The following is an 11,722-nucleotide window of genomic DNA, read 5'->3' on the forward strand; positions in this document are numbered from 1 at the left end:
CAAGGATAGCAACGAAACAAAAAGTTTTACAGAGAAGAATTAGAAGAGTTCCTGGTGTGTTTTTTGATACATCTAGTGCGCTGATTCAAACTTTAAATAAAGGAGATGAATTTTGCAAAAAATGGGGCCACTTTTATTGCAAAAGTAGGATTTGTTACTGGGTTGGTAGCTGATTTAACAATAAATATATCTAAAAATAAAGATGGTAGTATAGTTTATACGATTGCTTCAACAACCACAAAAGATACTATAAAATATTATGCATCTTATTGGGCAACTACGACTTTGGCGCCTGCAATTGTTGCTGGAGCAACATTGCTTTTGGGAACTGGTGTAATGGCAACAGGATTGGCAGTAGTTGGAACAACAAGCTTATTTATAGTTGTATCATATGGCACAGATTATCTATTAAATAATTTAGAAGAAATTATTAATCAATTTATTGATCATTATACCAATAAAGAAATTGAACTCTACACTCCTACCATCTACGGCAAAATAACCAAAGAGGAATTTATTCTCAAAGAAGTGGAAAGCAGCAATGGAAATTTTTGCAAAAAAGTATTTCCCGAGTACGCAAGATATATCCAAACTAGGGATTTAAGCAAAGTAGATATCAGCACGGTTTCAAATTCTGATTTTATCCAAAGAATTACGCTCGAAAAAAACAAAAATGCACTAGCCATAAAAACAGCCTCCGAGGTAGGTAGCGTAAAACAAGCTACCGAGATATTTGAGGTCATAAACGCTATGCCTAACATCCCAACCGTAACCCTCAACTCCCACACCTACGACATAAGAAACCTTTCAAATTTAGAGATAAGAAACGCAATCGATAAGATACCTCAGGTATCTTTCCTACTTTCCAATATCCTGATAAGAACAGGCGAAGAGCTGGATCTGGGAAGCAAAGGAATATATAAAGTAAAAAGCGGAGATACCCTCTCAACCATAGCGCAGAGAAACGGTATGGTTACTAAAGAGCTACTAAAGCTAAACACTTGGCTGGCAGATGAAGGCAGAGTAAAATTCCTAAAAAACAAGGTATTGGTAGAATCAAACATACTGGAACTAAACGAGATAGATCACGTCCTAGTAGGCGATAGAAACGCAGAAAATATACTCATAGACGCAAACAAAGGAGACAATACTCTAGTGGGCGGTAATAAAAAGATATCCTAAATGTGGGCGTAACAATAGTAAAGATTCAAAAGAGTTCTATCATATTTTATTAAAGATAATAGGAGTTCTTTGGGTGGCAATGTAAGTCGTAGCTAAAACTACGTTTAAGTTATTATAGTTTGTATTTTTGTCTTATCAATCTAAGAAAAGTGATGTATGGGTGGGTGGTGGAAATAAAATTTAAGAAATTTAAGCCCTAAAAAGGGCTTAAAAATTATAGTCCTTCAAAAGGATTAGTTACTACGTCGTCGCGATCGACTACGTAAGGTATCAAAGCTGCTTGGCGAGCGCGCTTGATAGCCTTTTCGACCATCTCTTGGTATTTTTTAGAAGTGCCGGTTAGGCGTCTTGGCATGATTTTAAATCTTTCTGACAAGCAGTACTTCAAAAGGGAAGTATCCTTGTAGTCGATAAAATCTATCTTTGCCTCTGTAAATTTGCAGTATTTGCGTGAATATTTTCTTTTTTCAGCCATCGTTTTTTCCTTAATTAAAATGGTATCGTTTCGTCGCCGTCATCGTATTTGTCGGCATCTATATCTATTTCTCGGACGTTATCGCCATAGTATTCGTCTTTTGGCTGTTGCTTTTGTTGCTGCGGTTTATTAAAATTTTGCTTTTGCGCGCCGCCTTGAGCGTAGCTATTTTGTTGATTTTGTCCGCCTTGATAGCCGCCGCCGTAGCTGTTATTTTGGTAACCGCCTTGCTGATAGCCTTGATTACTATTTTGATTATATCCGCCTTGCTGTTGTCCTCCGCCTAGCATCTCCATATTTTCCACGCTGATCGTGTGCTTGCTTCTGTTTTGTCCGTTGTTGTCCGTCCACTGGTCGAATTTTAAGCGGCCTTCGACTAGAAGCTTTGAGCCTTTGGAAAGATATTGGTTTGCTATCTCCGCTTGTTTTCCGAAAAATGTTATGTCTATAAAGCACGTTTCTTCGCGTTTTTCGCCGTTCACATTAAATTTTCTCGTTACGGCGATGGCGCTGTTGCCTATGGCTGCGCCCGCAGTCGTATATCTAAGCTCGATATCTCGTGTTAAATTTCCTACCAAAACGACTCTATTAAACATTTTTCGTCCTTATTCTTGCGCTGCTGGAGCTTCTTCTGCTTTGACTTTCGGTTCTTTTTTGTTTAGTTTGATGCCCTTGCTCATCTTTTCCCAAGCGGCGATCTCTTTTTTGTTTTCAAATTTGACCGTTAAGAATTTGATGATCTCTTCGGTGATTCTGATGATACGCTCGACTTCTGCGATAGCTTGAGTCGGAGCCTCGAAATACACGACGAAATAAGTTCCGCGCTCGTATTTTTTTACGGTATAGGCTAGTTTTCTAGTGCCCATAGATTGCACAGACGCGATATTTGCGCCGTTTTTGGTTAGGATTTCTTTAACGAAATCAACTTTTGCGCTTACTTCTTCTTCCGTCAAAGTAGGCTTCAAAATGAATAAAAGCTCGTAGTGCTTCATTGATTCTCCTTGTGGGTATTAAGCTCGCTTGCACAGTTGCAAACGGGCAAGGAAGTCTTTCGACAAGAGCTGATTTTATCTTTTTTTTACTTAATATTTGCTGTTTTTTCCGATAAGATTTTGTAGGCCCAGCACGCAGGAGAGTAGAAAAGTTTTTTTATCAAGGGCAGAGTTTGTTTTTAGCTCAAATTCCGCCAAATTTAATGCGGTAAAAATTTCCCTATACGCTTTTAAATTTACCGCCAGACACTGCCTTTTTAGTTCGTTTGCGACGTTTGGTGGTGGCGCGTAGCCTAGCGTTTCTTTTATGTCAAATTTACCAGTTATTTTGATACCTGCATGCAGTTTAAAGAGTCTAAAAAAGGCGCGGTAAAGTGAGTTAATAAATAAAATTTCATTAAAATTCCCATCGTCTGCATAGGAGAAAAAATCGGCTCTGATATCTTTTAGCGCGATAAATTTATCGAAAAAATCGTCAAAACTAACGCTTGATAGCGAAAAAACCAAGCTTCTCACGATATTTTCGTTTATTGGCTCGTTTAGAGAAGCTAGTTTGTTTAGCTCGCTCGCGGCTAGATATAAATTTTCGTTGTGTATGCGGTAGAGTTCAAAAAGCGCGTTTTTTGTAATATTTAGGCTCATTTTTGCGGCTTGTCTGCCGAGTAAATTTACTGCCTCTTCGGGCGAGCTGGATTTAAAAAATCTCGCAAAATTTACTCCGAAAGCCTTTTGCGTATCAAAAACGGCTTTGGCGTCGGACTCAAAAAGCTCGAAAACGAATACGCCGCCGTTTTTGCAACCGTCTATCAGGATTTTTAGCTCTTTTGCGGGGATTTTTTTGTCGCTTTTTACGTGCAAAAGCGGACTGTCGCCAAAGAGCGAAGGCTCGCAAAGATGCGCTCGCGCAGCGTCGAAATCGTACTCATCGTAGTAAAGGCTCAAAATTTCAAAATCTTTAAATTTGGCTAAAATTTCCTTTGCGAAAAGCTCGATTTGGTATTCGTCCGCGCCGTAAAGCAAAAAATAATTTGGAAATTTAGCCGAATTTAGCGCAGCTTCTAGCTCTTTTCTATACATCGATTTTCTTTACAACTTTGCCAAAAATTTCAGCCGTTGCGATATTTGCGTCCGTGATTTCGACGATGACTTTTTGTAGCAAATTTGCGCAGTACGCGCCCAAAAATATCCTGGCGCCCTTTATTTCATCGTCTAGTCTGGCGACTGCGACGTTTTGATTTTCGCTGATATAGGCGCTAAATCGCTGTCCGATGCGCTGTTTCGCCCAGCGCGCAAATTTCCTATCCATAAAGTCAAACGCGACCCTGTCGGCTTCGCGCTCGAGTTCGCTTAAATTTGAGCAAGTCGCTTCGATATTTAAAAGTAGGTAGTTAAAAAATTTCTCGTCGTTGCGCAGTTTGGCCTTTAAAAGGCGGTGTAGCGTGAGATCGGAGTAGCGGCGGATCGGGCTCGTAAAGTGCGTGTAACGCTCAAACCCCAGCCCGAAGTGGCCTAAATTTTGCGCGCCGTATTCGGCCTTTTTTTGCGATTTTATGATGAGTTTGTCGATCTCCTCGCGGTTGCCTACGGCGTCGGCCTTTGCCTGGATTTTGCGAACCAAATTTGCGATATCGCTTTCGTAAACAAAGTCAAAGCCTAGAGCGCCGAGGTCTTCGAGTAAAATTTGTATTTTTCGCAGATCCGGCGAGCCGTGATTTCTAAAAACACCTTTGCCGATGCGTTTTGCCGCCGCGACGTTGGCTAGCAGCATGCAGTCCTCAACGAGTCTGTGCGAGTCGGTATCGGTCTCAAATCTCGTAGAGGCAAGCCCGCCGCCCTCATCAAGGCTCATGCGAAGCTCCTGCGTCCTAAAGTCAAACGCGTTTCTCAGGCGTTTTTTGCGCAGACGCGAGGTGAGTGCGAAAAGAGGTTTTATCCAGCCGATTTCATCCTCGCGTTCACCGCGTAAAATTTGATCTACTTCGTCGTAGTTAAAGCGCCTTTTTGAGACGATGAGAGCTTCTAGGAGCTCTTCTTTTACAACTTCATCGTTTTCGTCAATCGCGATTTTGAAACAAAACGCAAGGCGCGCGGCATTTGGCTTGAGCGAGCAGATGTTTTCGCTCAAATTTCGCGGTAGCATCGGCACGGCTTTGTGCGGAAAATATATAGAAAATCCGCGCGTTTTAGCTTCTGCATCTATCGGAGAGTAGGGGGTGACGTATTCGCTCACATCGGCGATCGCGACGTAAATTGCGAGCTTTTTCTCGTCGAAATATATCGCGTCGTCAAAGTCCTTAGCATCGACGGGATCTATCGTGCAAAATGGCAAATCCCGCAAATCCGCTCGCTGCGGGTACATCAGGGGATCGACCTCATCGCCCCATGCAATCGCTTCAGCTTCGCACTCTTCGTTAAATTCGTCATTTTTATTAAATACGGCGAGCGAAATTTTTTCGTCGCTGAGCGGGTCGTTTATATTACCGATGACCTCTACTATTTCGTTATTTAAATTACCGATTTTTAGTAGAGTGCCGGGCGGCAGCATTTTTAGAGATTTTTGCGAGGCTTTTAGCGGCGAGCTAAGCGCAGTTTTTACGTTTACGCCAAGGATTACCGAGCCTATTTGCTTGGTGTAGACTACGCTTGTTTCATTGGCTAGTTTTAGCGTCATCACTACTTTAGCGCTTTGACGTTTTTTCTTTAGCGGCAAAAGCTTTGCGAGCACGATATCGCCGTAGTGTGAGGCGTTTAAATTTTTGTTTTCTATTATTATATCTTGCTTAAAGCGTTTATCGTAAGGCGCCAAAAAACCCGTGCCGTTTGCGCTTATATCAAGCTTGCCGCAAACAAAGCCGTTATTTAGATAGTAGTGATCTTTGTGGTGGCTTACGGCGTTTAAATTTAGTAAATTTCGTAGGATTTCTTTATCGGAGGAGGCAACTTCCTTTTCGCTCACTCCGTCAAGTAGTTTGATTAAAAATTCTTTCACAAATTAGCTTTAACTTTTGCGACGGCTTCTAGGAATTTATCTTGCGCAAAGCCGTATTCGTCGAGGCACATTAACGTATTTTGCAGATTGTCGTCGTTTAGTTGGTTAAAGATATTGACAGCATTTTTTACGACTTTAAGCGCTTTTGAGTAGCTTTTTATGTGTTCAGGCGCATCGTCCGGGTTGTTTGAATATAAAATCGCGTCGACAAGCTCGGGCTCAAGGTTCCATTGCTCGAAAATTTTAGCGGTCACGGTTTCGTTTGAGATACCAACCATCTCGTTTTCTAGCTCCGATAGATCAAATGGGCTTGATATGCTTTTTAATTTTGCCTTAAATTCATCAGCTTTTCCTGTTTCGTTTAGCTCGTTGGATATAACGATTTTGCCGACTTCTAGCATGAACGAAGCAGGGCTTAAAACTGTAAGCTCGCTAGCGTTGATTTTTGAATACCAGTTATACATCAAAGCATTTTGCATTATAGAAATATTTAAAAAATCTTGACTAGTGATACCGTAAGGATCTAAATTTATCTTAAAGCTTTTTTTGACTGCGCTTGATAGAGCGAAACCGCGTATAGTCGCCATGCCAAATAGCGTAACGGCTCTTGATATCGTAGTAATCTCTCTGCTAAATCCATAAAGTGGAGAGTTTGCCGAGCGCAGTATATTCGCCGTTAGCATCGGGTCTTTTTCGACGATTTGAGATAGTTCGTTGAGCGAGCTATTTTCGTCTGAGCAAACGGTTTGAATTTTTATTATCGTATCGTCAAGTGGTGGAAGAGCTTTTATATGTTTATAAATTGATTCATTCATTTTCTACACTTTGCATCAAGATTTCATGAGTGACAATTCTACACTAAAAGGCTTTTTAAAAAACTTAAATATACGCGTTAAGCTTATTTTAGCGACTAAATAGTATAATCTCACAAATTTTTTAAGAGGAGAGAACATGGCAGTAAGCATTTACTATGACAAAGATTGCGATTTGAGCTTGATTAGAAGCAAAACCGTCGCTATGATAGGTTTTGGTTCGCAAGGACACGCGCATGCCGAAAATTTGCGCGATAGTGGCGTAAAGGTGATCGTGGGTCTGGCAAAGGGCGGTAAAAGCTGGGCAAAGGCCGAAGCAAAAGGCTTTGAGGTAAAAACGGTAGCAGAAGCCGCAAAGGCCGCCGACGTCGTTATGATTTTAACTCCCGACGAGCTTCAAGCTGAAATTTTCGAGCGAGATATAAAGCCAAATTTAAACGACGGCGACGCGATAGCTTTTGGACACGGATTTAACGTGCATTTCGGACAGATCAAAGCTCCCGAGGACATTGACGTCATCATGATCGCCCCAAAAGCGCCCGGCCATACGGTAAGAAGCGAATTTGTCCGAGGCGGCGGTATCCCCGATCTAATCGCCGTAGAGCAAAACGCAAGCGGAAAGGCTAAAGAGCTAGCTCTAAGCTATGCTAGCGCGATCGGCGGTGGCAGAACGGGCATCATCGAGACAACCTTTAAAGACGAGACCGAGACCGATCTTTTCGGCGAGCAGGCGGTACTTTGCGGCGGACTTTGCGCGCTGGTAAACGCAGGCTTTGAGACGCTGGTAGATGCCGGATACGAGCCTGAGATGGCGTATTTTGAATGCCTTCATGAGCTGAAACTAATCGTTGATCTAATGTATCAAGGTGGCATGGCCGATATGCGCTACTCTATCTCAAACACCGCAGAATACGGCGACTACGTAAGCGGACCGCGCGTCATCGGTGAAGACAGCAAAAAAGCGATGAAGGAAATCCTAAAAGAGATTCAAAACGGTAAATTTGCAAAAGACTTTATCCTCGAACGCAAGGCCGGATACGTGCGTATGAACGCAGAGCGTGGTATCGCAGAGAGAAGCCTACTAAATCAAACCGGCAAAAAACTACGCTCTATGATGCCTTGGATTAGCTCTGGCAAACTCATCGATCAAAGCAAAAACTAATTGAACTCGAAACCTAGAAAAAAGGCCGCGAAAAGGCGCTCCAAAAAGGGGCGCTCGCGCGGCGGCCTAAAGCTACTACTTTCCGCTTTTCTCATCGCCTGTATCTTGCTTGTCGGGGCGTTTTATCTGCTGGACGTCAGAGTAAAAGTTAAGAGCGACAACGCGCTAATCGCTAAAATCGAGCAGTATTTCGGCAATAAAAGCGAGCCCGAGCAAAAGCAAAATTTAAGCCGCAAGCCAAGTCTTTCGGCCTCAAACGACTCCGAAAAAGTCACCATAAAAGACGCGCAAGCTGCATCGGGCGTGCACTCAAGAGCAAATTTGACCGATATAAAGGCACTTTTTGACGAGGCGGAAGCTAAAGGTAAAGTAAAAATCGGCGGCGAAAAAGCTAAAGTTGAGGGGAAAAGCGATTTAAATTCGCCAAACGAGCAGGCTAAATTTGACAAAAACGTACAGGGCGCGCCTGCAACCAAAGATAAAATCTCGCTTGATGGCGAAAATTTGGCTTCCCGCGATACCTCCGAACTTGACGGGGCGAACGCTAAAAAGGTCGGCGAGTTAAATTTGACAAATTTAAGCTCTAAAAACGAGCCTGCTAAATCCGATCAAAATAGCGGCGATACCGTCAAATTTGACGGCTCGCAAGCGCCTCAGCGAACGCATATTTTTGCAAATTCCGAAGCTGTGATCTTTGATGATACGCCTATGCCGCAAGCACAAAATAACCACCTCGAGCAGGCTCTAAAAAAAGAAAAAATCCATATCGAATTTAGCGACGCAAAAGATGCCGCAAGCGATCAGGCGGGGCAGGTCGAAGTAAAATTTGACGCCGAAAACGCGACGCAAAGCGCCGAGAAAAACGAGCAGGAAAAAATAGAAAAAGAAAAGTCTAAAAAGGACGAAAAGGCCAAATTTGCAGACACAAAAAAGACGGATAAAAAAAGCGCGACCGAGACAAACGAGGTAAAGGCCTCCGTAAAAGCGGGCTACAAACCACGCCTAGTCATCATCATCGACGATGTGGCGTACAAGCACCAAGCAGACGCGATAAAAGCGGTAAATCTAAAGCTCACGCCGTCCTTTTTCCCAGCCACTTCCGCCCACCCCGAGACGCCTGTTTTGGCGCGGCGTTTTAGCTTTTATATGATTCACTTGCCTATGCAGGCTCTAGGCGGCTTTAAGGGCGCTGAGATCGGCACTCTCACGGTCGACGACGACTATGAAAAGATCGCAAAAAAACTGCAAAGCATCAAGCGAGACTTTCCAAATCTAAAATACATCAACAACCACACGGGCAGCCGTTTTACGAGCGATGCGGCCGCGATGGATAGGATGATGCGGGCGGTGCGGGACGAAAATTTGATATTTGTCGATAGCAAGACGACCTCGCCGACCAAGGTTTACGGCGCGGCGAAAAAATACTCGATGCCATACATCGCGCGCGACGTGTTTTTGGATCACGACGGCTCAAAAGCGGCGGTGCGAAAGCAGCTAAAATACGCCGTCGAGCTAGCTAAAAAGCGCTCCTACGCCATCGCGATCGGCCATCCGCACAAAAACACGATCGAAGTCCTGCAAGAAAGCGTCAAACTCCTGCAAGAGGTCGAGGTCGTCTATTTAAAGGACCTTTTTTGAGCGTCTTAACCGAGCTTCCGCGCGGTCTTTTGCGTCTAAAAAAGCTGCCGGCAAAGCTCTATTCCGAGGGAAATTTAGCCCTGCTTGAGCGTCCGATGGTCTCGATCGTTGGATCTAGAAAGGCTAGCGCCTACACCAGGCAGTGCGTAGAGGCGCTGGCTAGGACGCTCGCAAGCAGCGGCGTTTGCGTGGTTAGCGGAGCGGCCATCGGCGTAGATATCGCCGCGCATAGGGGCGCATATCCGTATACGGTTGCCGTTTTTGGCAACGGACTAAACAAAATATACCCGCCAAGCAACGCCAAAATCATCAAAGAAATATATCAAAACGCGCTGGCTCTGAGCGAATACGCCCCCGATGAGCCGCCGCTTGCTTATAGATTTTTGGAGCGAAACCGCATCGTAGTCGCGCTCTCGCAGGCTCTAGTCGTGGCGCAGGCCGACGCTAAAAGCGGCTCGATGCAAAGTGCGCGCATGGCAAAAGAGCTTGGTGTGCCGATATTTACGCTGCCTCAGCGCCTAGGCGAGAGCGACGGGACGAACGAACTGGTCGCTAGCGGCGCGGCAAATTTGATAAACGATTTTGACGCCTTTGCGCTTCGTTTCGGCGGCAACCCCGCTCCCGTGCAAGAGGACGAGGTGATAAAATTTTGCAAAAACGGCGCGAGCCTCGATGTGGCCTTGTTAAAGTTCGGCGATAAAATTTACGAATACGAACTAGAAGGTAAGCTGCGAATATCTGGGCTTACGGTATTTGCTGGGTAAAATTTAGCGACTTTTGAGCTCAAATTTACGCCGCGCGAGTTTTGATAAAACAGCGGTAAAATTTTAATTAAAATTTGGCGGCTTGACGGCGGCAAATATGTCCCACCTACGTTTGGTAGTGCAAGTTTGACGGAGCGATACTATCCAATCTGAGCCTGTCTGCCGTCAAATTTATCGCTAAATTTGAGAAAATCTAAAGGATGAAAATGAGCATAATGGCCATCGACGTGGGGCTAAAACGTATCGGCGTGGCGCTAGCCGTCGGGCAAACCGTGATGCCGCAAACGCCCGTACTGCGCAAAAATCGCAATCAAGCAGCGCGCGACGTTAGCGCCGTTTTACGCGAATACGGGGCAAAAAAGCTAGTCGTGGGCGTGCCGCTTGGAGGATCTAGCGAGGACGAGATGCGGCGGCGGATCGCGCACTTCGTGTCGCTGCTAGAATTTGACGGCGAGGTGGTCTATCAGGATGAGGCTATGAGTAGCTTTGAGGCGAGCGAAATTTACGCTGAAAGCAGGCGCGACGGACGACTAGATAGCATCGCGGCGATGATTATTTTAAAGCGGTATCTGGGGTTTTGAGTCGGTTTGCAAAATTTGGCGCAATAAAAAGGCGGCAAATTTGATTTTTGCGCCAGGGTTACGCCTGGGCGGTCTTGGCCGTTCGTTGCCGTGCATAGAGAGAGTAAAATTTGAGTCAAATTTACGCCTTGGCGGTAAATTTAGCCGAGATTTTGCGTAAAATTTAAAAGCGACTTGAGCGGAGGATTTGCGAGTCAAATTTGACTCGCGGGTTGGGTGCGTTACGACTCGGAGTCAAATTTTACCCAAAAGTCAGCCACTATCAGATATAGCGCCGTATCCAATCATCTAAAAAACGCATTTGCTCTGCCGTGTGGAACCGATGCTCGCCGTTTTTCATGACGGTAAGCGTTGCGCCGATTTGGTTTGCAAACTCGCAAATCGTTTCAAAAGAGGTTAGATCGTCATTTTCGCCGTATAAAATATGCGTCGGCGCCGTCCAGCAGATAGGATGCTCTCTAGCGTAGCAAAGATATTTCCACGAAAGTTTTTCTCCGCATTCTGTATCCAGCTCGCCCCTATCTCGCAGCTCCTCCTCGCTCACACACGCCTGCGACATCATTTTTTCGATCAATTTTTGCATATTTACGATCGGCGAAATAAAATACGCCTTTTTTATCCCCATGCCCTGTAAGGCATGCATGGCAAAAAACGCGCCGATACTGTTTGCGACGATTGTCACGGATCTGCGGTTTTTAAGGATGTGCTCAAAAAACGGCACAAATTCCTCTTTCGCATCCCACGGCGAGCGAGCCTTGTAATCAAATCCCAGCACGTCGCTATCTGCAAAAAGCGGTTGATAATGGGCCGCTTCTTGCGCGCTTCCGCCTTTACCGTGTATGTACACGACTATATTTTTCATGATTTTTTCCTTTTTTGCTGCCGCTAAAATTTAGCTTTGCTGCAAGCGGACGTACAAAAAAGTGCAAAAATAAGCAGGCAGACCGATATGGCTCGTTTCATACATAAAGCATACCATAAGAGCCGAATAACGGCAAGGAGCCGAGGGTTTTCGCAAAAAATTTCAAGCGGCACTTTTCGTTCACTCTGTATGCATGAGAAGACTTGCGATAATAACAGCCTTTACTGCGCGTTAAAGCGGTAAGGCAATTACGTATAAGAGCGAC

At 44.6% G+C, this 11,722-nt stretch carries 12 protein-coding genes; 5 read left to right on the forward strand and 7 right to left on the reverse strand.

Translation table 11 applies throughout. The annotated features are described in order from the left end of the window. Positions 1-105 precede the first annotated feature (105 nt). The gene (locus Q0546_RS05450; RefSeq protein ID WP_298791232.1) at positions 106-1,182 is read left to right on the forward strand and encodes a LysM peptidoglycan-binding domain-containing protein; all 1,077 of its coding nucleotides are present in this window, start codon (positions 106-108) and stop codon (positions 1,180-1,182) included. 214 nt (positions 1,183-1,396) lie between these two features. On the opposite strand, the gene rpsR is transcribed toward Q0546_RS05450, so the two are convergent. The 6 genes from rpsR to Q0546_RS05480 all read right to left on the reverse strand — a co-directional run bounded on the left by rpsR (position 1,397) and on the right by Q0546_RS05480 (position 6,453). Further along, positions 1,397-1,657 (reverse strand): 30S ribosomal protein S18, encoded by a 261-nt coding sequence (gene rpsR / locus Q0546_RS05455; RefSeq protein WP_002946417.1) that lies wholly within the window; start codon positions 1,655-1,657, stop codon positions 1,397-1,399. Between the two features lie 14 nt (positions 1,658-1,671). Continuing rightward, entirely contained in the window at positions 1,672-2,253 is a 582-nt protein-coding gene (locus tag Q0546_RS05460) for a single-stranded DNA-binding protein (protein WP_298791239.1), read from the reverse strand. A 9-nt stretch (positions 2,254-2,262) separates the two neighbouring features. After that, positions 2,263-2,649 carry a 30S ribosomal protein S6 gene (gene rpsF, locus Q0546_RS05465; protein ID WP_122874108.1) on the reverse strand — a complete coding sequence of 129 codons (387 nt, stop codon included), beginning with the start codon at positions 2,647-2,649 and terminating at the stop codon, positions 2,263-2,265. A 90-nt stretch (positions 2,650-2,739) separates the two neighbouring features. Beyond that, a complete protein-coding gene (gene holA, locus Q0546_RS05470; RefSeq protein ID WP_298791241.1) occupies positions 2,740-3,726 on the reverse strand; it encodes a DNA polymerase III subunit delta in 987 nt (328 codons plus the stop codon). Next, positions 3,719-5,638, reverse strand: coding sequence for a ribonuclease R family protein (locus Q0546_RS05475; protein ID WP_298791244.1), 1,920 nt, complete (start codon positions 5,636-5,638; stop codon positions 3,719-3,721). Before Q0546_RS05475 ends, holA begins: the two co-directional genes overlap by 8 nt. Further along, positions 5,635-6,453, reverse strand: a complete 819-nt coding sequence (locus Q0546_RS05480; protein ID WP_002946426.1) for an HDOD domain-containing protein — start codon at positions 6,451-6,453, stop codon at positions 5,635-5,637. The genes Q0546_RS05475 and Q0546_RS05480 overlap by 4 nt, the downstream gene beginning before the upstream one ends. 136 nt (positions 6,454-6,589) lie before the next feature. Here Q0546_RS05480 and ilvC point away from each other — a divergent pair, with 136 nt between their 5' ends. The 4 genes from ilvC (at position 6,590) to ruvX (ending at position 10,595) form a co-directional block, all read left to right on the forward strand. Beyond that, positions 6,590-7,612 (forward strand): ketol-acid reductoisomerase, encoded by a 1,023-nt coding sequence (gene ilvC, locus Q0546_RS05485; RefSeq protein ID WP_298791247.1) that lies wholly within the window; start codon positions 6,590-6,592, stop codon positions 7,610-7,612. Next, positions 7,613-9,250, forward strand: a complete 1,638-nt coding sequence (locus Q0546_RS05490; protein ID WP_298791249.1) for a divergent polysaccharide deacetylase family protein — start codon at positions 7,613-7,615, stop codon at positions 9,248-9,250. Further along, positions 9,247-10,014, forward strand: coding sequence for a DNA-processing protein DprA (dprA, locus tag Q0546_RS05495; protein WP_298791252.1), 768 nt, complete (start codon positions 9,247-9,249; stop codon positions 10,012-10,014). Before Q0546_RS05490 ends, dprA begins: the two co-directional genes overlap by 4 nt. Before the next feature lie 206 nt (positions 10,015-10,220). Next, complete coding sequence (gene ruvX, locus Q0546_RS05500) at positions 10,221-10,595, forward strand: Holliday junction resolvase RuvX (protein WP_298791254.1); 375 nt, start codon at positions 10,221-10,223, stop codon at positions 10,593-10,595. Positions 10,596-10,857: 262 nt separating this feature from the next. Here ruvX and Q0546_RS05505 read toward each other — a convergent pair whose 3' ends face one another. Continuing rightward, positions 10,858-11,457 carry an alpha/beta hydrolase gene (locus Q0546_RS05505; RefSeq protein WP_298791255.1) on the reverse strand — a complete coding sequence of 200 codons (600 nt, stop codon included), beginning with the start codon at positions 11,455-11,457 and terminating at the stop codon, positions 10,858-10,860. Positions 11,458-11,722 lie beyond the last annotated feature (265 nt).

This window comes from uncultured Campylobacter sp., assembly GCF_937997465.1.
Taxonomy (GTDB): Bacteria; Campylobacterota; Campylobacteria; order Campylobacterales; family Campylobacteraceae; genus Campylobacter_A.

Bases quoted from the DNA above. Each gene is read 5' to 3' on its own strand.
- ruvX (WP_298791254.1), top strand. From the start codon at position 10,221: ATGAGCATAATGGCCATCGACGTGGGGCTAAAACGTATCGGCGTGGCG.
- rpsF (WP_122874108.1), bottom strand. From the start codon at position 2,649: ATGAAGCACTACGAGCTTTTATTCATTTTGAAGCCTACTTTGACGGAA.
- Q0546_RS05450 (WP_298791232.1), top strand. From the start codon at position 106: ATGAATTTTGCAAAAAATGGGGCCACTTTTATTGCAAAAGTAGGATTT.
- ilvC (WP_298791247.1), top strand. From the start codon at position 6,590: ATGGCAGTAAGCATTTACTATGACAAAGATTGCGATTTGAGCTTGATT.
- holA (WP_298791241.1), bottom strand. From the start codon at position 3,726: ATGTATAGAAAAGAGCTAGAAGCTGCGCTAAATTCGGCTAAATTTCCA.
- rpsR (WP_002946417.1), bottom strand. From the start codon at position 1,657: ATGGCTGAAAAAAGAAAATATTCACGCAAATACTGCAAATTTACAGAG.
- Q0546_RS05505 (WP_298791255.1), bottom strand. From the start codon at position 11,457: ATGAAAAATATAGTCGTGTACATACACGGTAAAGGCGGAAGCGCGCAA.
- Q0546_RS05460 (WP_298791239.1), bottom strand. From the start codon at position 2,253: ATGTTTAATAGAGTCGTTTTGGTAGGAAATTTAACACGAGATATCGAG.
- Q0546_RS05480 (WP_002946426.1), bottom strand. From the start codon at position 6,453: ATGAATGAATCAATTTATAAACATATAAAAGCTCTTCCACCACTTGAC.